General features: G+C 49.2%; 18 protein-coding genes, 1 other RNA gene and 1 pseudogene. 14 read left to right on the top strand and 6 right to left on the bottom strand.

Annotation, left to right across the window (positions count from 1 at the left end; genetic code table 11):
• Positions 1 to 839 precede the first annotated feature (839 nt).
• The 3 genes and pseudogenes from GF401_21065 to GF401_21055 all read left to right on the top strand — a co-directional run bounded on the left by GF401_21065 (position 840) and on the right by GF401_21055 (position 2,508).
• On the top strand, positions 840 to 1,454 hold the full coding sequence (locus GF401_21065) for a hypothetical protein (protein ID MBD3347554.1): 615 nt from the start codon (positions 840 to 842) through the stop codon (positions 1,452 to 1,454).
• Positions 1,455 to 1,481: 27 nt separating this feature from the next.
• Positions 1,482 to 1,868, top strand: coding sequence for a DUF302 domain-containing protein (locus GF401_21060; protein MBD3347553.1), 387 nt, complete (start codon positions 1,482 to 1,484; stop codon positions 1,866 to 1,868).
• 12 nt (positions 1,869 to 1,880) lie between these two features.
• Positions 1,881 to 2,508 (top strand): annotated as a pseudogene (locus GF401_21055) (methyltransferase domain-containing protein).
• A 142-nt stretch (positions 2,509 to 2,650) separates the two neighbouring features.
• On the opposite strand, the gene GF401_21050 reads toward GF401_21055, so the two are convergent.
• From GF401_21050 to mltG, 5 genes are all read right to left on the bottom strand, one after another.
• On the bottom strand, positions 2,651 to 3,955 hold the full coding sequence (locus GF401_21050; protein MBD3347552.1) for a radical SAM protein: 1,305 nt from the start codon (positions 3,953 to 3,955) through the stop codon (positions 2,651 to 2,653).
• 172 nt (positions 3,956 to 4,127) lie between these two features.
• The gene (locus tag GF401_21045; GenBank protein ID MBD3347551.1) at positions 4,128 to 5,402 is read right to left on the bottom strand and encodes a U32 family peptidase; all 1,275 of its coding nucleotides are present in this window, start codon (positions 5,400 to 5,402) and stop codon (positions 4,128 to 4,130) included.
• A 149-nt stretch (positions 5,403 to 5,551) separates the two neighbouring features.
• A complete protein-coding gene (gene trxA, locus GF401_21040) occupies positions 5,552 to 6,130 on the bottom strand; it encodes a thioredoxin (protein ID MBD3347550.1) in 579 nt (192 codons plus the stop codon).
• Positions 6,114 to 6,944, bottom strand: coding sequence for a hypothetical protein (locus tag GF401_21035; GenBank protein MBD3347549.1), 831 nt, complete (start codon positions 6,942 to 6,944; stop codon positions 6,114 to 6,116). Before GF401_21035 ends, trxA begins: the two co-directional genes overlap by 17 nt.
• Positions 6,941 to 8,071 (bottom strand): endolytic transglycosylase MltG, encoded by a 1,131-nt coding sequence (gene mltG, locus GF401_21030; GenBank protein MBD3347548.1) that lies wholly within the window; start codon positions 8,069 to 8,071, stop codon positions 6,941 to 6,943. Before mltG ends, GF401_21035 begins: the two co-directional genes overlap by 4 nt.
• Before the next feature lie 360 nt (positions 8,072 to 8,431).
• Here mltG and rnpB point away from each other — a divergent pair.
• The 11 genes from rnpB to GF401_20975 all read left to right on the top strand — a co-directional run bounded on the left by rnpB (position 8,432) and on the right by GF401_20975 (position 21,129).
• Positions 8,432 to 8,818: RNase P RNA component class A (rnpB, locus tag GF401_21025), an RNA gene on the top strand.
• A gap of 49 nt (positions 8,819 to 8,867) precedes the next feature.
• The gene (locus GF401_21020) at positions 8,868 to 10,469 is read left to right on the top strand and encodes a BamA/TamA family outer membrane protein (GenBank protein MBD3347547.1); all 1,602 of its coding nucleotides are present in this window, start codon (positions 8,868 to 8,870) and stop codon (positions 10,467 to 10,469) included.
• 618 nt (positions 10,470 to 11,087) lie between these two features.
• On the top strand, positions 11,088 to 12,062 hold the full coding sequence (locus tag GF401_21015) for a phosphoribosylaminoimidazolesuccinocarboxamide synthase (GenBank protein ID MBD3347546.1): 975 nt from the start codon (positions 11,088 to 11,090) through the stop codon (positions 12,060 to 12,062).
• A gap of 13 nt (positions 12,063 to 12,075) precedes the next feature.
• Positions 12,076 to 13,032, top strand: a complete 957-nt coding sequence (locus GF401_21010) for a threonylcarbamoyl-AMP synthase (protein MBD3347545.1) — start codon at positions 12,076 to 12,078, stop codon at positions 13,030 to 13,032.
• A gap of 20 nt (positions 13,033 to 13,052) precedes the next feature.
• Complete coding sequence (gene purE / locus GF401_21005; protein ID MBD3347544.1) at positions 13,053 to 13,544, top strand: 5-(carboxyamino)imidazole ribonucleotide mutase; 492 nt, start codon at positions 13,053 to 13,055, stop codon at positions 13,542 to 13,544.
• 108 nt (positions 13,545 to 13,652) lie between these two features.
• Positions 13,653 to 15,530 (top strand): DUF4914 family protein, encoded by a 1,878-nt coding sequence (locus GF401_21000; GenBank protein MBD3347543.1) that lies wholly within the window; start codon positions 13,653 to 13,655, stop codon positions 15,528 to 15,530.
• A gap of 62 nt (positions 15,531 to 15,592) precedes the next feature.
• The gene (carA, locus tag GF401_20995) at positions 15,593 to 16,708 is read left to right on the top strand and encodes a glutamine-hydrolyzing carbamoyl-phosphate synthase small subunit (protein MBD3347542.1); all 1,116 of its coding nucleotides are present in this window, start codon (positions 15,593 to 15,595) and stop codon (positions 16,706 to 16,708) included.
• A 10-nt stretch (positions 16,709 to 16,718) separates the two neighbouring features.
• Positions 16,719 to 19,964: a carbamoyl-phosphate synthase large subunit gene (carB, locus tag GF401_20990; protein ID MBD3347541.1), complete on the top strand. Its 3,246-nt coding sequence runs from the start codon at positions 16,719 to 16,721 to the stop codon at positions 19,962 to 19,964.
• An 88-nt stretch (positions 19,965 to 20,052) separates the two neighbouring features.
• Positions 20,053 to 20,352, top strand: a complete 300-nt coding sequence (gene fliE / locus GF401_20985; protein MBD3347540.1) for a flagellar hook-basal body complex protein FliE — start codon at positions 20,053 to 20,055, stop codon at positions 20,350 to 20,352.
• Complete coding sequence (locus tag GF401_20980; GenBank protein ID MBD3347539.1) at positions 20,349 to 20,921, top strand: hypothetical protein; 573 nt, start codon at positions 20,349 to 20,351, stop codon at positions 20,919 to 20,921. Before fliE ends, GF401_20980 begins: the two co-directional genes overlap by 4 nt.
• On the top strand, positions 20,851 to 21,129 hold the full coding sequence (locus tag GF401_20975; protein MBD3347538.1) for a hypothetical protein: 279 nt from the start codon (positions 20,851 to 20,853) through the stop codon (positions 21,127 to 21,129). Before GF401_20980 ends, GF401_20975 begins: the two co-directional genes overlap by 71 nt.
• 338 nt (positions 21,130 to 21,467) lie before the next feature.
• Here GF401_20975 and GF401_20970 read toward each other — a convergent pair whose 3' ends face one another.
• Entirely contained in the window at positions 21,468 to 22,496 is a 1,029-nt protein-coding gene (locus GF401_20970; GenBank protein MBD3347537.1) for a hypothetical protein, read from the bottom strand.
• Positions 22,497 to 23,077 lie beyond the last annotated feature (581 nt).

The following is a 23,077-nucleotide window of genomic DNA, read 5'->3' as shown; positions in this document are numbered from 1 at the left end:
GTATTTGGCTCCTTTGTTTGAGTTCACGCCATTTTCCATTGCATCCTTATTGCCGGATGTCCTGTCTGAACCTCGAGTATCCACTTTCCCCGGACTTTATTCAGAAGCTGTCGCAATTGCTGCCAGCTATCAATTATTTCATCCTCCGTGCAAATTCGTATGCAATATGCCGTTACATTAAATCAATAATATAAAAATCGCACCCGTAAAATCAAAGAAAATCTTAAAAAAACTCTTGTCAGCCGAAAACCTAATAAAACCCCAAATTCTTCACAGCATCCCGCAAACCATCTCAATCTCCCTATCTTTCTCTTTAACAAGCTTTTTCGCCAACTTTCCAATCACTTTAATCGTTCCGGATTTACCGGTCATTTTAAGACGATAGGGAAGACATACGAAATTATTTAAGTGCTTAAAATCTCATTTTTCAGGCATATTGCTCGCTTAAACACGGATTTTAGGGGGTAATATCGAGCTCTAAGGAGGGGTTAATCGTTTAGAAAATGCCGGAATTGGCGATTGTGGAGCGGAATGGGGGTTTCGCGTGGTCCGACCCGAATATCACGAATATCAACGCCATTACTCCATCATTTTCACGTCGGCATACGTGTGTGCAAAAAGCCTTGCGCGAGGAACCGCGATTATGTTCATCTGAGATGATAGTCAGCAAAAAAGTATTTCTGGTGGCATGACTTTTGCATCAACATAGTTGTTTTGCAAGAACATAATACGCTTGATGCTATTAAGCTTAAATGGGCCGTAAACACCTTTGAGTTTGAGGGATGTATTATCAATTGTGCAAAAGGAATTTGCAGAAACGCAAAAACCAAGTGATTCGAATGGACAAAGATGCCCATATGCAACAGGACCCACACCAGAATCCTTCCCCACAACAGGCGATACATACCACCGGACACGAAGAGCATGAAACCGGGCGGGAGAATCATGGACGGCACCATGGACATACCATAGCTGATTTCAAGCGCCGCTTTTGGGTTTCTCTGGTCGCTACCATCCGATACACTTCCTCTCTCCGCGCGACTGCTGAGATTTCGATAAAACTATTTTCGCGAACTGAACAGAAGGAGGCAGACATGAAGGCACGAATAGTAATGGTGGGGATCATAGCCACCATGGCTATTGCGGGTAACCCCTATGCACAGATGCGCGGCCGAGGAGGAATGGGGGGCGGCATGGGAGGACATTGCCCTATGTGCGGTCGCAAGTGGGATGGCAACAATTATTACGCACCGGACATTCCCGACAGCTTACCTGTCCCCGGCAATAAGAAATGGCTTCAGCGCCTTGATGGCGTCTTGGCAAAGGAGCGCCTTTCGGCAGCCCAATACCGTAAAGATGTGGAGAAATACCGGCAGCATATGCCGTATTCGATGGTGATTCCGCAGGAAGACAACCATGAAGAATTTGAAGAGCGTAAAAAGGATCTGATGTAAAACGCATATGCAAGGAAAGGAACTGTTATGAACTACTTCTTCTCAAAAACAGTTGATACGAGCTTTGAGCAAACCGAAGAAAAGGTACGGGACCTGCTCAAAGAACAAGGCTTTGGGGTTCTCACCGAAATCGACGTGCAGACGACTCTCAAGAAAAAGCTCGATGTCGATTTCCGAAGGTACAAGATCCTTGGGGCATGCAATCCGCCGTATGCGCATAAGGCACTACTCGCGGAGGATAAAATCGGTCTGATGCTGCCCTGCAATGTAGTTGTGCAGGAAACGGACGAGGGCAAAACCGAAGTAGCGGCAGTCGATCCGGTGGCAAGCATGGCAGCGGTCGAAAACGAGAGTCTGAAGGATGTGGCCACGCAGATCAGAAACAAGCTGCGTACGGTGGTCGAATCCCTTTAACGCGGTTAAGCTATGAGCCAAAACTATAACGACACGCGGGAAAAGTACAATCGCAATGCCCGACATTACGATCTGATGGAGCTGTTTCCTGAATCCATGCTTTTCGGACGGTTCCGGAAGAAGCTCTTTCGTAGAATCGAGGGCAAAACACTTCTGGAGGCCGGCGTCGGTATAGGGCAAAAACATCCCGTACTATCCTCCGGACATGCACATTAGCGCCATCGATTTCAGCCCCGAAATGCTCAAGCGAGCGCGCAAACGAGCCGAAAAGCTCCAGTCAAATGTTGATTTACGGGAAATGGACATCGAAGCACTGCAATTCGAATCAAACACCTTCGATACAGTTGTGGCTACTTTTGTATTTTGTTCGGCGCCAGACACGATGAAGGGATTATCCGAAATCAGAAGGGTACTGAAGCCATAGGGTAAATTCTATGCCCTTGAGCATGTTCGCCCAAAGGGTAAGTTGCTTGGTGCGTTTTTCGACCGTCTCGCCCCGGCTGTTGTAGCACGAACCGGCGTTCATATCAACAGAAACACCGTGGACAACGTCCGGAATGCCGGCTTTGATATTGAAGAAAATCGGAATCTGCTCTCTGACATCTTCAAGATGATTGTCGCTATTCCTTCTGTCAATTAATTCGTTCCGGTTTATTTTCATCAACGTATAAGGTTTTATCAGAAATAGACTAACCCTCTTATCTGTGCGAAGCAGCCAGATCAATTCTTTCTGAACGATAAAACCTTTTCGGGTGTTATTTTTATCGTCTTTCCTACTGTAATCATTGTGTTCCAGCTTTTCCTCGGTGTTTTATTTCCTCAATGCTCTTTTCATCCCACCCGCTGAGTTGGGTGATAAAGAAGACATCGTTCTGCCACAGCGGGTCGGTACGGATTTGGGGGAAGAGTTCTGCGTAATAACCGAACAGGGGCGTATGGGGAACAGGGGAGAGGAATACCGGTTTTACTTTTGTGCCGAATTGTGCCACCGCTTTTATCTCCCCTATAACATCATCCGGTCTTTGTCCGGGGAGTCCGGCCATGACATAGATCCCGATATCTCTGCCTTCAAAACCGGCGTCATAGAGCAATGAGGTCTTTTCTTCGACCAGACGGAGTGATGCTTTTTGGTTGGTGTCTTTGCTGTATTTACCCATGCCGCTTTCATAGCCGAACCGGAGGGTTTTGAAATTCCGTTTTTTCATGAGAGCGGCTGTTTTTGTGGTGATCCACCGGAGGTGAAGGCCGTTGGGGGCATGAAAGCAGATATCGGCTTGGGGAATTTCATTCATGAGAGGAAAGAAATGGTTGTTGGAATCGTAAAGCAGGGCATCGTCGAAAAAGGAGCAATTACTCACACCGAGTGTATCGATCAGAAAGCCGGTTTCCTTTACAACGCGCTCGATCGGCCGGGGGTTAAATGGTCCCTGAAGTTGTTTTGATGCACAGTAGGTGCAGGAATAGGGACAGCCGGTGGTGGCGAGTATCGGCCCGTGACGGAGGGTGTCGAAATGTTTGAAAGCATCGATAAGCCCCGGAGACCAATCGGCACATCCAAGTGCGTGTCCGCCCGGTAATTCTAAGGGAGGACCGCCGGCGCGGGCGGTCAGGGGTCCGGTAAAAACAAAGGTATACTCATCCCGGTTTGTAAGCAAATGAGGCATGAGCGTGGCGGTCGTTCCGCCGACCAGTATTGGAATCCGGGGGTACCGTGTTCGGAGATGGTCCAGGGTCGCCGCGAGGCCGGGATACCAGTAGGTCATGCCCGAGCCGACAAAGATGATGTCGGGAGTGGTGAGAGAATCGAGCGATAAATTAAATTCTTCACAAGAGATACCATACATTTTATATCTTCTCGGAATTGAGCGGTAAACCGCCGGACGTGGATATCCTCTGCTGTCAAAATCGCCGGTGTCATATCGTTTCGTCTTGGTTGAAGGGCCCCTGTCGAGACAGTTGACAAAGTCTATTTCCCAGTTGTTGTGCTGCAAAAGTGAAAGGAGAAAATAGAGCCCCAACGGATGCATCCATTCATCATAGAGCTTGAAATCGGTGGCCCAGGGATTGATTATGAGTGCGTGGGGCATGGGCAGGTTACCGGGTAAAAATATGATTCCGGAAGGGCCTGGGCGGCCCTTATACCCGGCCTGGAAAATGCTTTTCCCGATAGCCCAACCCCCCGGCTTCGCCCGCCCCCCACACTTGGGGGAAAGAAGGCGGAGATGACTCTCCTCCTGGTGTTCGATATATTTCTTTTCTTCATTTGTCGGAACCGATCCGGTTATCCTTAATCTTTTTCTTTCTCCTCCTCATCATGTCACCCACATGCAATTTCCTGTCGGTTGTTATGACGGCAAGTTTATTGGTGACCGCCCGTTCAAGATCCCTTTTGTGAAGGTCGGAGATTGTCCGGATTTCTGTTTCAAAGGGAATTTTCCCTGGTTTTGAGGGGAGAATACTGAGCTGTTCTCCCATGGTGAACGGGTTTTTCACCTCGATAACCGCCCGGTTGTCCTGAAACAGTTCGCGGACTATTCCCACCACGCGGATCGATTGGGCAGCCTTGGATGAAAATATTTCCTGGAGTGCGATTTCACCGTTGTAAAAACCGGTGGTGTATGGGCGATGATCGAGATTGTCGAGTTCCTCGATCCAATGAGGCTGTGGTTCGTATAACGATGGATTTTTCAGGCACAAATCGATTGCTTCACGGTAGGCCTTTACAACAGCCGATACATAATGAATACTCTTATTTCTCCCTTCAATTTTAAGGGAGGAGACCCCGGTTGCAATGATTTCATCGAGTATCGAAAGGGTATTGAGATCCTTCGAATTGAGAATATAGGCTTCATCGGGCTCCTGCTCGATCGTGATCCATTCTTCGGAAGCTTCTTTATTGTCGTAGAGAGGGGCGATCCGGTATTTGAGCCTGCAGGGTTGAGGGCAATCGCCGAAATTCGGGTGACGATTGGCCATATAGGCTCCCAGAAGGCACCGTCCGGAGATCGACATGCACATGGCGCCATGAATAAATACTTCGGTTTCAGTAAGAGCATGGGACGAAATATCCGCTATCTGACCGATCGATAATTCACGGGGGAGAATTACCCGCTCGATCCCCTGGCTTGCCCAGAATTGCATGGCCCTGGAATTAAACATACCGGTCTGAGTACTCAGGTGGAGCGGTATTTCGGGACAATGCTTTTTACAAAGCAGCATCACTCCGGGATCACTCACGATAAACGCGTGAGGGAATATTCCCCGGCTTTTCAGGTCCACAAGTTCCGCATCAATTTCCTCGATTTTTTTATCATCGGGCATAACATTCAATGCCGTAAAGACTTTTTTGTGATTTTCCCGGGCAAGGCGGATAACCTCGCCGAGTTCTTCGGGTGAACAATTGGGGGAGTGGGCACGAAGGTTATGTTTTCCCAGTCCGATATAGACGGCGTCGGCGCCGTGGGAAAAGGCGGCTTCGGCGATCTGATAACTGCCCGCAGGGGCGAGAAGTTCGGGTTTTTTACGATTTGTCATGACTTGTTGAGGGCTGTTGTTTTCCCCGGCCCATCCGGAAGGAAACAGAATATGAGAAAAAATCAGGCAAAGGAAAAATGGTTTTCAGGCCCTGATGCGCAAGTGTTTTTCAGGTATCGAATAATCGGCGTACATTACCACTCCGGGGGCTATTGTTTTTTGCTCGAATCGGGTTGAGATTTCGAATTATCTTGCCCCTTATTTGCCGCGGTTTTCTGAAGGAGCTCCTGGATGGCCTGGTCGTATTTTTCCTCGGGCTGGAGGCCGGGAAGGGCTTTGACGACTGCTTTATCCTTTACCAGAAACACTGCCGGAATACCCGAGATACCAAAATAGGCGGCGAGGCCACGATGAATATCGGTATTTACTTTGATCACCTCGATTTTGCCGGTGTATTTTTTCTCGAGTTTTTTTATGATCGGATTAAGCATTTTGCAGGGCATGCACCAGGGCGCCCAGAAATCGATCAGCACCGGCACTTTAGAATTAACGATTCTGTCGGCGATCTGCTGTGATGAATCGGTGGGGGCTTTTTGGACCTGGGCCGAAACCGGCGATGCTCCCCATAGCGCGCATACAAGAAAAACAAGGATACCGGCGTTCGTTGCTGAAAGTGCTTTGGAGTGCTTATTTATTGTATCGATTTGCATAGTGTTGCCTTTAGTGCAGTAATTGTTTCTCGGAAAAAATACATGAAATAGAGGAGAACCATTAAAACTGCGTGACATACACCAGTTTCAGTTCCCTGCTCCAGCCGATTTTTTCATCGGTGGTATTATTGACTTTATGCTCAAAGATGTCTTTGGCGTCGAATTCGATATAAAAGGATGGTGAAAATGCCCATCGAAGGCCCGCATTGAAATACCCCTTTAAGGGGTGATAATACGTATCGCTTCCCGGATCTTTATAATGGAGCGCCATATCATATTCGACTGCAATATAGAGTTCTTCGTTGATACCCATATCCATGCCGATAAAGCCGTTGGGCCATTTCACCACGGGGATTTCTTCGAGTGAATAGTTTATCGCTCCATGGAATCCAAGCTGTACTTTGGAGAAGAGGAGATAGTTTTTACTCAGTGCTGCAAAGAAACCCTGGGATTTGTAGACATAGCCGTTGTAATTGTCATCATATTCGATTCCACCGTATCCCTGGTGATCATAGCCGACAGCAAGGGCGGGGAATACATAATTTTCTTCGATAAGACGGTATTTGATATGCGCGCCGGGATAGGGATTGGCCCGTGCTTTTCCCCGTCCAATGAGACCGTCACCGCCATATCCGAGACCGATATTGAGGCGGTCGGTGATGCCGACTGAGATCCCCACATACAGTCCGGCGCCATGGATAGTGCTGTCACCGCTTGAAAAGATGCGGGTTTCGAAGTCGAAGTATGCTTTGGGAAGAACTCCTGCCGTATGAGCATCGATCAACCGCCGGGGTTGAAGCATTTCCTGGGCCGAAGAGGGGAGGGTAAGAAATCCGATACAGCACAGAGCGGCAATCCATTGAGACAGTTTTTGAATAGGCGATACAATCACTTTTGAGCCCTTTTTCTCTTTTCATTCATACGACGAATTTTTCGTTTTTTTCGTTCATGTTCGGCTCCGGTCACCGAAAAATCGTGAGCACCGGAACCATCCCATTTTGCCACAAAATATAATTCCTTGGTGTCCATGGGTGAAACCGATGCCTGGAGCGAGCTTGCGCCGGGTGAACAGATAGGGCCGGGGGGTAAGCCGGGGTATTTTCGGGTATTGTAGGGTGATGATGTATTGAGTTCGGATACACGAAGCGGTCCTGAAAATTTGCGGAGCAGATATCTGACGGTAGGATCGGCTCCGAGGGGATAACCGAGACGCAAACGATTGTAAAAAACGCCGGCGATCCGTGGGCGCTCCTCGGGTAGTGTCGCTTCCCTTTCAACAATCGATGCCATGGTGACAATTTCATGCATCGAGTATTTCGATTTTATTTCTTCGGAAAAATCCAGGTTGCTCCAGGCCCGTTCAAATCGATCGAGCATACGATCGATAATCTCACCCGCAGAAACCTCTTCGGGAAAAAAATAAGTATCGGGAAAAAGGTAGCCCTCAACGCTGCCGGAGGGTATGGAAAAGCGGGAAGTGAACGAATCGCTGCGGCACAGGGCAAGGAATTTGGTGGTGTCGATGGGGAATGTCTTTGCGAATACCCGGGCTGTCTGCTCGATCGTCAAACCCTCCCGGACCGTAGCGCTGATTTCAATCGGCTGTGCATCAAGAAGCTTCCTGGATGCAGCAATAATCCCTTCATTTTCGAGGAATATGCATTTACCCGCCTTTACCTTTGTATCCAGATCGTTGATTTTCAACCATAAAAGCAACATGGCGTCGGATTTAACGACCCCTTTTTTTTCAAGACTGCCAGCTATCGATTTCAATGAAGTTCCGGGTTCGATAACCAGCTCAATTTCACGATCCTGCGTTCCAAATGAGGAGAAATAATACATGAATACCCCTGCACCAATCAGGACCGCCGCTACTATAATAATGACTGTTGCTCGTAAATATTTCTGCATAAATCTAAGCGCCCATAACAATCCGTAGAAAATATAACCCAGAAAGGCGGCTATATAAAGAAGACCTGTAAACCATAAATGAAAGATATAATTATAAAATTTAACCATGAAAAATGGTATAAAAAGCGCATTTCCAACTTCTTATTATCAAAATAATTGATGTGTTCCTATAGTACGCTATCGGAGAAAGAAAAAGAGCGAGCATAGGAGATTATAATGTATGTTTCTGTTGGGTCTGTTCCCCCAAGTGTGGGGAGGGCGGGCGAAGCGCGGGGGGGTTGGACTACCGGAAAAAGCATTTTCCAAGCTGGGTTTTAGCATGGTCCCGACCGGGGGAGGGAATAGCCCCCAAGCCCTACCGGAATCATAAATGCCACCTCGACCTTCAACTTTCAACTCTCTTTATTAAAGCATACATTATTTTATAATGATATAATGATTAGTTGTTGATATTCGTAGTTTTAAGGGAAAGAAGTTCGAGCAGTCGCTCCGGTTATGTGCGAGCATGGCCGGGGAGGAAAGTCCGGGCACCACAGAACAGGATACCCTGTGTTAAACAGGGGTTCCGCATTGCGGAAACGGAAAGTGCCACAGAGAATAGACCGCCCTGTCCCGGTCAGACGGGATGGAGTGAGATGTGAAAAGGTGGGGTAAGAGCCCACCGTCCATAGGGGTAACCTGAGGAGCCGGTAAACCCTATCCGGTGCAAGACCAAGCAGAGTGGGTCTGTCGTGCAATGCACGGCAGAGAGGGCTGTTCGTCCTCAATCCTCTCGGGTAGGTCGCGTAGATAAATGGCTGCTTCTCATGCCCTGTGCATGAAAGACAAAACCCGGCTTACAGAACTTCTTTCCTTTTTTTATAATAAACTTCGTGTGCTTCCTCACCTTTACCGACAGGGATAGATGAGCAGTATTTTGACGTATATCTTTTCGGCGGTACTTATTCTTCACTCCCTCTGCAGTATCGTTTATGCCCGGCCTGCCGAAGTAAAGAAAAAGGTTGCCGGCGAAAAGCTGGTCAAAGAAATCGTTGTCAGGGGGAATAAGGCGACAAAACATGAACTTATTCTTCTTTTCATGGAGATCGATACCGGTGAGGTTTTTGATTCATCCATGATACCGTCCGCTAAAAAAAGGCTCGAATCAACAGGTCTTTTTGCTAAAGTCGACATATTTGCTCTGTCCGCCGCCGGTTCGGTAACTCTTTATGTATTGCTTGTCGAACGGCCTTTTTTTACCATTTCTACAATCGGTGGCGATTTGCTCGAAAGGTACGGTAAAGAATCGAAGGTGTTGTGGCAGAAAGGACGAGTGAAATTCGGGGTAACAAAATTGAATTTCCGGGGCAAGATGGAATCCCTGACCCTCACGATAACCCTTCTTGAATGGCGGTCGCTGGGAGTTTCGTGGCACAAACCATTCCTGAAAACGCCCTATTACCTCAATCTGAGCGCCGGTATTTCCGATGAACCCTCTCAGGTCTATACACTGAGAACACAGCGAGCATATTTCCGGAGTTCTGCAGGACGACGCTTTGGTAACGGTATTGTCTTATACGCGGGATTCAAGCCTCGTATTGTCAATACGATGGTAATTGAAAACGATATACGGAAACATCCATATATTGCACAAATCGATTCGAGCGATTTATCCAACCCCGTCAAAGTCTGGGATACGGTTGAATATGTTATCCCTACAAAAGACACATGGTTTATCGAATCACACATTTTCTCCGGACTGAATATCGACAAAAGAGACAGAGCCTTCGACAGCCGCAAGGGATGGAAATGCAATGTCTCCTTTCAGACAAATCCCTTACATCCTTCGGAAAAAGTCTATCGGAACTACGATAGATATCAAGACAGTTCAAAAATTGACAACAAGTCTCATCTCGAAGTGCTCAAATCGTTGGGGTATACCTTTGACCGGGAGCATAAACTCGAGCTGCTTTCTCAGCAGTATTTTCAGCTCTATTCCCAGTTTCAATTCTATCATCGAGGTTTTTTCGAGCGGGACCGATTTGCCTACCGGACAAAACTGTTGCTTCGTGACCGTGACGGCGGCATTCTCAACAGGGTCGGCGCCGGTGGAGAAAGCAGTCTCCGGGGTTATGGAAACGGAACCATTGACAACAACCGTAAAGCCGACAACCTGGCCGCCTTCTCGATGGAATACCGTTTCCCGATTTTCACCACTCCCACCTTTGATATGTTCAGCGATATCATCGATTTCAGTAAGTTCGGTTATGATCTGAGCGGTTTCTACTACCGTCTTGACGGCTGCCTGTTCTTTGACGCCGCCTATGTCTGGAATAAATGGAGTGAGCCCTATCATCCCCGAAAGGGGCACGAAGACGGTTATTCAATAGGACTCGGTTTTCGTGTCATGTTGCCCACCCTGGCTCGGAGTATCGCCTGGGATATTGTTCCCCTTGTCGAAGATCCGGCTACCGGCAAATTCGAATGGGGGTGGCGATGGAACCTCTATATCGATCTCCATTTTTAACGGCGCATCACATAAAACGAGACGATTATTTGAATTCTCACACCTGGTCGACATGGGGGGTGAAGAAGCTCCGGCGGGAAAATCTGTTCGAATAGGAGAGGAGCCGGTCGATTTCTTTTTAAAGTCTCTTTTGCTGTGTGCGCAGGCTGTCGATCATACCGATTTTTGTTTTCTTCTCGGTTGATACCTTACGAGGCACAAATTATATTATAAAAAATTATTAAAGGAGTGCGCATTCGGGATTCAAGGTTAAGTGATATCAGAATCCGGAATGAGTAATCTAAAGCCGGTCGAAAAGGTCGAAAGACAGTTCGAACGGCTTTTTTTTATAACATTCCGGATAACATTCCCGGAAGATCCGGAATCGGATAAACGTATTCATGCTTGAATAATTACCGAATTCCGTGTTTAGACTGAAATCGTTCATAAGAACCTGAGCAGTTAAAAAAAAAGAGTTCTGGTAGTTTGCGGGAGTGACGGAGAACCGTCGGTCCGGCAAAAGGCCATTCGGGACGCCACGGTATGTGTAGTCCGAATGGCCTTTTTTTCACCATACATCGGCCCGGTTCGACGACTAAACGTAGAAACCGGACAATGATAACCAAAGGAGGATCGCTTATGCTGTCAAACGAACAAATACAATCGGCAATCGATAATTGTCTGAGCAACACCGATTTTCTTAAATTTGCCGGCAGGCGTAAAGGCAAAGTACGTGACATTTTCGATCTTGGCGACAAGCTTCTCCTGATAACTACCGACCGGCTCAGTGCGTTCGATCGGATTCTGGCTACAATACCCTACAAAGGACAGGTCCTTAATCAGGTAAGCGCTTTCTGGTTCAATGAAACAAAAGATATTGTTCCCAATCACGTTATCAACATACCGGATCCAAACATAACGCTTGCAAAAAAATGCCGGCTCCTGCCGATTGAATTTGTGGTGCGCGGTTATCTTACCGGGTCCACCGAAACTTCTGCCTGGACACTCTATTCGCGTGGAGAGCGCTCCATTTGCGGCAATCCACTTCCCGACGGCATGGTCAAAAACCAGCGTTTCGAACAGCCCATACTTACGCCCACTACCAAATCGGATATCCATGATGAATCGATTTCCGTTGATGAAATCAGTGCCCGGGGTATAATTAAGCAACCGATGCTGGATGAGGTTTGTCGGATTGCGTTGGATCTCTTCAAACGCGGTCAGGAGATTGCAAAGAAAAACGGCCTGATTCTGGTCGACACAAAGTATGAATTCGGGCTTGACGACAACGGCACGGTTACTCTCATTGATGAAATTCATACGCCCGATTCCTCACGGTATTGGATAGCCGATTCCTATGAGGAGCGATTCGCTCAGGGAAGAGAACCGAAGAACATCGATAAAGAGTTCCTGCGCTTATGGTTCAGGGAAAACAGTGACCCTTACACGGATGAAACATTACCTCCCGCTCCCGAGGAACTGGTGATCGAGTTGTCACGACGCTATATCCAGTTATTTGAGATGATTACCGGACAGAAATTCACGATAGAAGAAACTGATTCAATTGAAAAGCGAATAGTGATGAACCTGGAAAAGGAAGGGCGTAATGGGTGATTCGGTGTTGCCGATGAGCAAAGGGAATGCCGTCGCCGTTGCAGGGAATATTATTCGGCGTGGGGGACTTGTGGCGTTCCCTACCGAGACGGTGTACGGTCTTGGTGCAGACGCCTGTAATCCTGAGGCGGTAGCGGGGATTTTTGCCGCAAAAGAGCGCCCGCGATTCGATCCGCTTATTGTCCATATTCATGATTTTAAACAATTGGATTTGATTGCAGAAACAATTCCCTCCAATGCTCGTATGCTTATTGAAACGTTCTGGCCGGGGCCGTTGACGATTGTTGTACCGAAAAGGGAAAACATTCCCGATATAGTCACATCGGGGCTTCCAAACGTTGCGGTCCGCATGCCCGATAACCGTATTGCTCTTGATCTGATAAAAAGCGCACAAACACCCGTGGCGGCTCCGAGCGCAAATAAATTCGGTCATATCAGTCCCACGTGCGCCGCCCATGTTCGGGACCAATTCGGTAAGGAAATAGACATGATCATTGACGGGGGGCCATGCATGGTGGGGGTGGAGTCTACCATAATCGGCTTTACCGAAACTCCTCCGGTATTGCTTCGTCCCGGCGGTGTTCCCCTTGAACACATTCGTGGCATTATCGGCGATGTTAACGTGCCTCCCCATAATTCGTTAACCGGCGTATCTCCCGGAAGGCAGCTTCGTCATTACGCACCGGCAACGCCGCTTGTCATGGGGGACGAACCGCCCGTAGCGTCGGGGTTAAGAAAAGGGTTGCTTTCATTCAAACCCCCATCATCGTCCGATACCGGGGAATATGCCGCAATCGAGGTCTTGTCCGCAAAGGGCGATCCGGCTGAAGCTGCGTGTAACTTGTTTGCCGCACTACGCAGACTCGACGGTATGGAACTGGATGTCATCGTAACATCGCCCATTCCCGATGAGGGACTGGGTCTGGCAATAAACGACCGGCTCAGAAGAGCTTCACAATCAAGAAAATAACAATAGAAAGCGGGGAAATCATGAAAAAAGGCGTATCAGTTATCATGGGCAGCAAATCGGATCTGCCGGTTATGGAAAAAGCGGAAAACATACTCAAGGAGTTCGGGGTCTCGTACGAAATGCGTGCCTTATCGGCGCATCGTACTCCGGGGTTGGTCAAAGAGTACGCCGACGGTCTCAAAGAGCGGGGAATGGGGATTGTTGTTGCCGCAGCCGGAATGGCGGCGCATCTTCCCGGGGTCATTGCTGGTTTGACAACAGTGCCGGTTATCGGTGTTCCCATCCAAAGCGCCCAACTCGGCGGGCTTGACGCCCTTTTGTCGATCGTGCAAATGCCGCCGGGAGTCCCTGTTGCAACCGTATCGATCGGCGGCGCGAAAAATGCCGCTCTCCTGGCCGTACAAATGCTGGCGCTCGGTGATGAAGCCCTGGCGGAAAAAATTGAAAAATATCGCCGGGATATGGCCGAAACCGTCATTGCAGGGGATAAGGAATTACATACTAAAAAATAGTCGTGAATGGCTATTGAACAATCCGACGAGCGAATCCCGGGGAGCGCCTTATTTTGTTGGAGGCCGAAAAAATAATGTAAAAGAGAAGGAGAAATACATTTGAAAAATATCGATAATGAAAAACTCGAAAAAATTACCATGCCCGATCATGTACGGGATATAGTATTCAATGCCGGGTCGTGCCGGGTTATCGATAAACGTTCCGCATTATTGCGCATGGCAACAGGCGGCGATCAGGAGAAATCCTATGCTGTATCATACAACGTTGGGGATAAGCAAATATGCGAAGCAACCGTTGTTGCGTGCAACAATGGATTTGCCGTCAATTATATGGAACCCTACATGCGTCGTCGCGATCCCGAATGCATGTTGATCGGTGACGACAAACCAACCGACAAGGCATTGTTCAAAGACAGGGTCGGCCGCCGGTTTGATTCCCTGCGGGAGGAGACCTTTTTATGGCTTAAAGAGCAAGACCTGGTGGTAACCGCCTTTACCCTCGGGGCTCTTGAATCGGACAAGGGGTATGGCGGACTCCTGATAGCGCCGTCGAATGCCGGATTTTTTATAGCGGGCTTGGCCGACCTTCAGGGTATCGTTGATATTGGGGAATTGCGGGAGCCCTTTACGGTCCACACGGTCGTTTTTCTCGCTCCGCCGTTCCGACATACCCATTTTGGCGGAAAGCAAACCGTTGTACATAATCGCCTTTCAAACGTCTATGAAATTTTTTCATACAATCTTTATCCCGGGCCAAGCGCCAAAAAAGGCATCTACGGATCGCTTTTGTCGATTGGTGAAAAAGAACACTGGACGACATTGCATGCGTCAACAGTGCAGGTCCAGACCCCCTATGACAATATAACAACAATTATGCATGAAGGCGCCAGTGGCGGGGGGAAAAGTGAAATGCTGGAGTATGCTCATCGCGAAGAAGACGGCCGTCTTTTCCTCGGTGAAAACGCCGAAAGCGGTGAGAAAAAATATCTGTCCCTGCCCCGGGGATGCGTATTGAAACCGGTCACCGATGATATGGCAATGTGTCGCGATACGGTGCAAAACGAGGATGGATATATTATCGCTTGCGATGCTGAACAAGCCTGGTTTTTGCGGCTCAATCATATAAAGCATTACGGTACCGATCCACATTTGGAACGACTTACCGTCCATCCCGATGAATCGTTGATTTTTCTTAATCTCAAAGGCGCGCCCGACTCCACGTGTTTGATCTGGGAACATATGGAAGATAAGCCGGGTGTTCGATGCCCCAATCCCCGGGTCATCATGCCCCGGCGATTGATACCGGATGTCATAGAGGGTAATGTCGAAGTACACATCCGTAATTTCGGTATTCGGACTCCTCCCTGTACATCACAAAACCCCTCCTACGGCATTATCGGTTTCCTCCACCTTCTTCCTCCTGCGCTCGCCTGGTTGTGGCGCCTGGTTGCTCCTCGTGGCTATGACAACCCGAGCATAACCGAAGCCGAGATGCTTCAAAGTGAAGGGGTTGGTTCGTTCTGGCCCTTTGCCTCAGGGAAAATGGTGGTGCATGCGAATCTGCTCCTTAAGCAGATGCAGAACGCTCCAAAAACAAAATATACGCTCACTCCCAATCAGAACGTTGGCGCCTGGCGAGTAAGCTTTATGCCCCAGTGGATCGCACGTGAATATCTTGGCCGACGGGGCGTCGCGCCGTTCAGAGCCGAACAACTGGTGAAATCCAAATGCCCCCTTCTTGGCTATACACTTCGCTCCATGCAGGTTGAAGGATATACAATTCCTCATGAACTGCTCCGAGTCAATGAACAGCCGGAAGTAGGGACCGACGGGTTTGAAAAGGGAGCGAAAATGCTTCATGATTTTTTCAAAAAGGAACTGACTCAATATCTCAATGATGATATCGATCCAAGTGGCCGAAGGATTATCGAGTGCTGTATCGATAACGGGACCCTTGAAGATTATGAAAGTTGCCTTGTTGTGTAAATTGATGTTAATCGAAAAGATTAAAGAATGAGTGTCTCAAACAGCGCCAAGAAGGATTTGTAATGAAAAAACAACCCACTGCCTGGATCGCTCTGGAGGATGGTACAGTTTATAAAGGCTTATCACTTGGGGCCTCCGGTGAAACTGTCGGTGAAGTCGTATTCAATACGGCAATGTGCGGGTATCAGGAAGTACTTACCGATCCATCCTACCACAAACAGATTGTTACCATGACCTATCCTCAGGTGGGTAATTACGGAATCAACGATTTCGACAGGGAGTCGGATAAGATTCAGGTTGCAGGATTTGTTGTGCGTGAAGCCTGCCGTCACCCATCGAATTACACGTCGAGAATGAGTATCGAAGAATACCTTCGGGAAAACGGCATTGTGGCAGTCGAGGGGATCGACGCCAGGGCTCTTACCAGACGTATTCGCGCTCAGGGGGCCATGAAAGGGATTATCTACACCGAAGAATCCTCTGACGGCGACCCGGTCCGGAAGGCTCGGGAGTGGCAGGGGTTTGACGGTTACGATGCAGTCGGTCGCGTTACCTGCGGTAAGGCATATCGATGGGGCGGTCGGGACAGATCGGAGCAATTTGATAAAAGCAGTGGAAAACCTCGTATCGTTGCCATGGATTTCGGGATAAAATTCAATATTCTTCGCCTGCTGCATTCGGAGGATTTTGACGTCATGGTTGTCCCGGCACATACTCCCGCCGAAAAAATTGTAGCGTACAAGCCTGACGGTTTATTTCTTTCGAACGGTCCCGGTGATCCCACAGCCGTGGGATACGCTGTCGATACGATAAAAGAATTGCTGGGAAAACTTCCGGTTTTCGGAATCTGCCTCGGTCATCAACTCCTGTGCCTTGCTCTGGGAGGGACCAGCTACAAGCTGAAATTCGGGCACCGGGGAGCCAATCATCCGGTCAAAGATCTCCGGTCGGGCACAATCGAAATTACCTCGCAGAACCACGGCTACTGTATCGACATTGACAGCCTTGGCGGCAAGGGCGTCGAAATGACTCACCTCAATCTCAACGATCGTACCTGTGAGGGGATTGTCGGTGAGCGGGACAGAATCATGAGTGTGCAGTATCACCCCGAATCGGCTCCAGGTCCCTGCGACTCTCGCTATCTTTTCCGTCAGTTTCGAGAAATGATCAACCAGTAGGAGAATGGCAATGCCAAAACGTACCGACATCAACACAATACTTATCATCGGCAGCGGCCCGATCGTTATCGGGCAGGCGTGTGAGTTTGATTATTCAGGGAGTCAGGCCTGCAAAGCGCTGAAAGAAGACGGCTACAAAGTCGTTCTTGTCAATTCGAATCCGGCCACGATCATGACTGATCCTCAGATGGCGGACCGCACTTACATAGAACCGGTCACTCCCGAATTTGTCGAAAGGATTATCGCGCAGGAACGGCCCGATGCAATCCTTCCGACCCTGGGCGGGCAGACCGGTCTCAATGTGGCTATGGAACTCTCCGACAGCGGTGTTCTTGCACACTACGGCGCGCAGCTTATCGGTGCGAATGAAAAAGCGATTCGCAAGGCTGAAGACCGCAGCGGTTTCAAAAAGGCCATGGAAGCGATTGGTCTGGATGTTCCCCGTAGTCAACTGGCCTATAATTTCGATGAAGCGCTTATGTTTGCACGGGAACTCGGTTTTCCTCTTGTCGTACGACCCAGCTACACTCTGGGTGGCGCCGGTGGCGGGATTGCATGGGATGAACATGATTTTACGCGAATAGCAAAGGCCGGACTGCAGGCAAGTCGCATAAGTGAAATTCTTATTGAAGAATCGATTCTTGGCTGGAAAGAGTATGAACTGGAGATCATGCGCGACCATGCCGATAATGTGGTGATTGTCTGTTCGATCGAGAACCTCGACCCCATGGGCGTGCACACCGGTGACAGCGTGACCGTCGCCCCCGCGCAGACACTCACCGACCGGCAGTACCAAACGATGCGAAACGCTGCGCTGGCCATTATCCGCGAGATCGGGGTCGATACCGGGGGTTCGAATATCCAGTTTGCGGTCGATCCCGAAACAGGACGTATGGCCGTGATAGAGATGAACCCCCGGGTGAGCCGGAGTTCCGCACTTGCCAGTAAGGCAACCGGGTTTCCCATCGCTAAAATTGCCGCCAAACTTGCCGTGGGCTACACGCTCGATGAGATCGCTAACGATATTACCAAAAAGACGCCGGTCTGTTTCGAGCCGACCCTTGATTACTGCGTTGTCAAAATCCCCCGGTTTGCTTTCGAAAAGTTTCCCGAAAGCGACCAGACATTGGGGACCCAGATGAAATCGGTGGGGGAAACCATGGCCATTGGCCGCACTTTTCGCGAATCGCTGCAAAAAGCGGTCCGGGGGCTCGAACTCGGCCGGGGATTTCGGTATACACTGCCACTCGATGGAGACAAGCAGACCATTCTTTCCTGGCTTGCAACACCGCAATCAGGGCGTCTCTTTGCAATTCTGCATGCACTGAAAAAAGGGATAACAGTACGGGAAATCTGCGAATCCACATGGATCGATTCCTGGTTTGTCGAGGAGATCAACCGGATTGTCGAATTCGAGGATGAACTCAAGAGCGCTTTTCGATCGGCCCAAACCAGAGAAGAGCGAAAAGAATGGATATTTGAGGCAAAACGAAATGGATTTTCCGATGCTCAGATTACCGCCCTTCTCGGGTTTGACGATGAACTGAAGGTACGCTCCTTGCGTAAACAGCTTGGCATTGTGCCCACCTACAAGGTGGTTGATACCTGTGCCGCCGAGTTTGAAGCCTATACGCCTTATTTCTACTCCACCTACGAAACTGAGGATGAGGCACAAACCGACACTACGAAAAAAGTGATAATTCTCGGTGGAGGACCGAACCGGATCGGCCAGGGTATCGAATTCGACTACTGCTGCTGTCAGGCCGTGTTCGGGCTCAAGGAACTCGGGTATCAGACGATCATGGTCAATTCAAACCCCGAAACGGTGAGTACCGATTACGACACGGCCGATCGCCTTTATTTCGAGCCGTTGACTTTTGAAGATGTCATGAATATTATCGACAAGGAAAATCCGGTTGGCGTTGTTGTACAACTGGGGGGGCAGACGCCTCTGAATCTTGCTCAGCGACTGGCCGACGCCGGAGCGCCGATTCTCGGGACCGGGGTCGACGCGATCAACCGGGCGGAGGACCGCGATACCTTTGCCCGGCTTATTACCAGACTGAGATTGCGACAACCGCTCAATGGAATTGCAACGAGTAAAGAGGAAGCATGTCAAATCGCTTCGGAAATAGGATATCCGATTGTAGTCAGACCCTCCTTTGTGCTGGGGGGCAGAGCGATGAGGATTGTTGCGGAAGAAAGCGAGCTTGCCGCTGCGCTGGAAGACGCCTTTACTGCCGGCGATAACCGTCGAGACATACTGATCGATAAATTCGTGGTCGGCGCAACCGAGGTCGATGTCGATGCTGTCTGTGACGGCAATCGGGTAGTGATCTGCGGCGTTATGGAGCATATCGAAGAAGCTGGGGTGCATTCCGGTGACAGTGCCTGTGTCTTGCCTCCTTATTCACTCAAAGAACCGGTAGTTTCCGATATCAAAACACAAACCATTGCCATTGCCCGGGAACTGGGTGTTGTGGGCCTGCTTAACATCCAGTTTGCAGTCCAGGGAACGGATGTGTATGTGCTTGAAGTAAACCCGCGGGCTTCACGAACTATTCCTTTTGTGTGTAAATCGACCGGTGTTCCCTGGGTCAAAATCGCTTCGATGTTGATGACCGGTATAACCTTGCAAGATCTTAATATGGAAACATCTCCCCGGCTGGGCTATTATGCAGTGAAAGAGGCGGTGCTTCCCTTCAATAAATTCCGGGGCAGTGATGTTCTTCTGGGGCCGGAGATGAAATCGACCGGCGAGGTGATGGGAATCGACACGACCGTTGAAGCAGCTTTTTTGAAATCGCAGATCGCAGCGGGGAACTCCTTACCCCGAACAGGAGCTATGCTCTTGAGTATACGAATGCGCAACCATGAAAGCGCCGTTACCCTGGGCGGCGATCTTGAAAACAACGGGTTCGACCTGTTTGCAACCGAGGGAACGAGTAAGCGAATGCGAGAAGCCGGTATCCGGGTCAAGCAGATTGCAAAGGTTGGGGAGGGGAAACCGGATACGGTTGATCTGATAAAGAGCGGAGCCGTTTCACTGGTAATTAACCTTCCTGAAAGTGGAAAAGGGGTTGTGGATTCGAGGTCGATGCGAGCGGCGGCCGTGGAACGGGGAATCCCCTATATCACTACCTTTGAAGCTGCCGCAGCCGCGGTGAAAGCAATGTGTTCTGGATTGCATTCACATTTCATGGTAAAACCGGTTCAGGATTACTATAGCCGAATGCGGGAGAAACAAACAACATAAATAGCCGTTGATTTCCCTCGTAAATACAGTTACAATTATAATAGAGAACATAGAGCGTGTATTCTTGTATTTAACAGGGTATAGATATATGAGAATCAATGGGATAGAACCGGGACATTTACATGAAATATCCCGGATACAAAAAAGAATTGCCCCCCAGAGCGCAAAACCTTCATTTAAAGATACTCTTGCGACCTTTCTCAATGATGTAAATACATCTCAGAAGGTTGCAGGGAAAGCTAAGGAAAAGTTTCTGGCAGGGGAGATCACCGATGTTCATCAGGTAACGAGCAAGTCGGGTGAAGCCAAAGTTGCGTTTAACATGTTGATGGAGATTCGCAACAAGGTCCTTGACGGGTACAACGAAATAATGCGCATGAGACTATGACACTCTCGAAAGAAAATCATGGAAGCGATGAAAATTCGCGGATACACTGGCACAGTATTTCGGTTGAGAAAGTACTGGGCCATCTTGGTTCGGGGCCTGATGGTCTGTCTGCCGAGGCTGCCCGGTCACGTCTGGAAAAGCACGGACACAACAGGCTTGTTTCCCGGGACCAGTCAAACGCCTGGCGACTTCTACTGTCCCAGTTTCAGAATGTTCTCATTCTTATCCTCCTTGCGGCAACGGTACTGTCGGGGGTTCTCGGCCATGGTATCGAAGCCGTAGCGATTTCGGTCATCGTCCTGTTTGCCGTCCTCCTGGGGTTTCTTCAGGAATTCAGGGCCGAAAAGGCGCTTGAGGCATTGGGCGAACTGGCGGCCCCGGTCGCACGGGTTTTGCGTGACGGCACCGAAATAGAAATTCCCGCGGCAGAGATCGTGCCCGGCGACGTCAGACGCACCGCTTGCACGTGCACAGGCCGTTACGTTCATTTCACTGATCATGATCCAGTTTTTCAAAGCCTACAGTTTTCGTTCCAAAGACACATTCATTCTTGCCGAAAATCCTTTTAAAAACAAGTGGCTCAACCTTTCGATCCTCATTGAAATAGTTCTCCTTGGTTTTTTGCTCTACGTACCCTTTCTTCAGAACGTTTTCGGCGCCTTTGGATTCACCCTCAAGGAATGGGCATATATCCTCGTAACCGCTGCCGGCGTCATTCCCGTAATCGAGATTGCCAAGTGGGTCAATCGTCGTTTTCTCCCGGAGCGGGACCAGTGAGGGGGGGAGGAAAATGAGGTTGACGATAACGAGAATGATTACGATGTAAGAAGTTGAGGCTGAAAGGAAGAAGAAAAAGAGAAATGAGACAACGACCTGTCCCGAGGCGCTGTCGGGAGAGAGGCTGCGATGTGAGAGGGAAAGAATTGTATGGACCATATTCGTATTCGAGATACACTAGTGTACCGTCCGATAATTGAGGAGAATTTATCGGTGAATGATTTTGTTCACCAGCGAGGCGCGAAAGAGGCGAATACTGGGCGTATTCAACGATTGAGCAACGAAGCTGGTGGACAAAAGGGCCACCGAGAGACCTTCATCAATTGTCGGACGGTACACTAGGGAAGACCGGCAGCAAAAAAGGAAAACCATACAATCACCGGGACCGTTACCACGCTTGCAATGGTACTGATGAAAATGGTGTGAGAAACCAGTTCCACATCACCGTCGTTTTTGTCGGCGACAATCGAGCAGGTAATCGCAACCGGCATGGCCGAAATGATAATGATAGTCATACCCACCGCTGTTGGTATGTGTATCCCGATCAAATCCGCCAGGCGGATGAGCAGCAGGACAATTGCGGGAATGACTAAAAGCCGGATTGCGCTGATAAGAATTATGCGAATATTCCATGCCCCCCTGGTCCCGGATTCGGCAAGGAGCGATCCGGTGACGATCATCGACAAGGGGACGGTTATGTCACCGATAAAGGCCATTGCCTGCACAATAACGCTCAGTGCAGCAGGTACGAATCCGATTGTGGTGACGTCGGCCTCTTCGAGCGTCCGGGTCATTGGAAAGGCCAGGGCGATCAGTATGCCCAGAATGGTGGCGAGGAGGCCGGGGTTGAGCAGAATACGACGCAGCGATATTGACCCGGGGTCGCCTCCCCGTACGATCCATACGCCCACGCTCCAGAAAATCAGAAGCGCCCCCACATTGACCAGCAATACGATATTTTGTCCCTGATTCCCATACAGGGCGATTGCGATGGGCAAGGGGATAAACAGCCAGTTCGGTGTGCCGACCGCAAAAGCGAGCGAGCCGCGGCCGGGACCGCCGGTTGCCTTGAATAACGGCGCTGCCAGATATCCCAAACCCATGCCCAGAATGAAAATAACCATGCCGGTCAACGGAAGATACCAGCTTCGGGACAGGACCTGAGGGTCAACGGTCCGCAACATGGAGGTAAACACCAGGGCGGGAAAGGTGATATCCACAACAAACACACTGAGCCGTTCGGTGGAGCAATCGTCGAGAAGCTTCTTCTTGCGCAAGAGCAGGCCCGCCAGAATCACGAGCAACAGCATGATCGTTACTTCAAGAACATGCACAACTTCATCAGTCATCACTGCCGCCGTTTCCATACTTCCCCCTATGCACGCGCAACGAAAGTTTGCATAAGGTGGTGCTGTGGTAGAACTTACCGCTCTTCCCGGTTGTTTCCGGTTGTATGATATGGGGATAATATACGCCCTTTGCGGGTTAATGTCAATGTGCGGCGCTCTGTACTTAGAGCTGAACCCTTATGTTTTTATGAGGAAAGGAACTGCCGTTCCTTTATATCCTTGCTGAGGAAAATGCTTGATTTTAAACTATGCGCCGGAGCGCATAGGAAGAATTGTTAAACAGGTTGCAGTGCGGAGTATAGGGGGTGGCACAACGCGAATAATTCCATTACTAAAGCGCTTAAAAAACATGTCTTTCGTATGATTGTTTTCTTACACCCCCCAAAATGTAGGACAAAACAGCGCTCTAAGAAATGCTTAAGCGATTTAAAAATGCCGAAATCGGCGATTGGAGGGAGGAAACACGGTTGTGCGTGGTCCGACCCTCGTTCCGACCCTCGTTCCCTTGCTGGTTCCCTCTTTTCGTGTCCTCATGGAAATAGTAAATATTTGTTTTTTAATTGAATTCCTGACATCAAAATTATTATAATAAACCATAT

The organism is Chitinivibrionales bacterium (assembly GCA_014728215.1).
Taxonomy (GTDB): domain Bacteria; phylum Fibrobacterota; class Chitinivibrionia; order Chitinivibrionales; family WJKA01; genus WJKA01.
Note: the sequence above shows the minus strand (reverse complement) of the source record. Positions and strands in the feature narration are given on the sequence as shown.